Source organism: Streptosporangium fragile (genome assembly GCF_039534445.1).
In the GTDB taxonomy this organism is placed as follows: domain Bacteria; phylum Actinomycetota; class Actinomycetes; order Streptosporangiales; family Streptosporangiaceae; genus Streptosporangium; species Streptosporangium fragile.
Genome location: NZ_BAAAVI010000191.1, coordinates 1 through 595 on the forward strand (window position 1 = coordinate 1; position 595 = coordinate 595).

At 72.3% G+C, this 595-nt stretch carries 1 protein-coding gene; it reads left to right on the forward strand.

The features are described from left to right. Positions 1-595, forward strand: a 595-nt coding sequence (locus tag ABD841_RS40590) for a phospholipid carrier-dependent glycosyltransferase (RefSeq protein ID WP_344982411.1), incomplete at both ends; no start/stop codon positions are given.

Sequence of the window (595 nt, forward strand, 5' to 3'; positions counted from 1 at the left end):
CCACCCGCCGCTGGGCAAGTGGATGATCGCCGTGGGCGAGCAGATCTTCGGGATGACCCCGTTCGGCTGGCGGTTCGCCGCCGCCGTGGTCGGCACGCTGTCGATCCTGATCCTGGCCCGGGTCGCCCGCCGGATGACCCGCTCGACCCTCCTGGGCTGCCTGGCCGGGCTGCTGCTCGCGCTGGACGGGCTTCACTTCGTCCTGTCGCGTACCGCGCTGCTGGACATCTTCCTGATGTTCTGGGTGCTGGCCGGGTTCGCCTGCCTGGTGGTCGACCGCGACCGGGCGCGGGAGCGGCTCGCCGACTGGTACGAGTCGTCGCCGCCGAGCGACCGGGGCCCCTGGCTGGGCCCGCGCCCGTGGCGGATCGCCGCCGGGCTCTGCCTGGGCGCCGCCTGCGCGGTCAAATGGTCGGGCGGGTTCTTCCTGATCGCCTTCTTCGTGATGTCCCTGCTCTGGGACGCCGGGGCCCGCCGCGCGGTCGGGCTGAACGCCCCCTACCGGGGCGTACTCGACAAGGACCTGACCGGTGCCCTGTTCTCCATGGTCCTGCTGCCCGCGGTCACCTACGTCGTCTCCTGGTCCGGCTGGTTC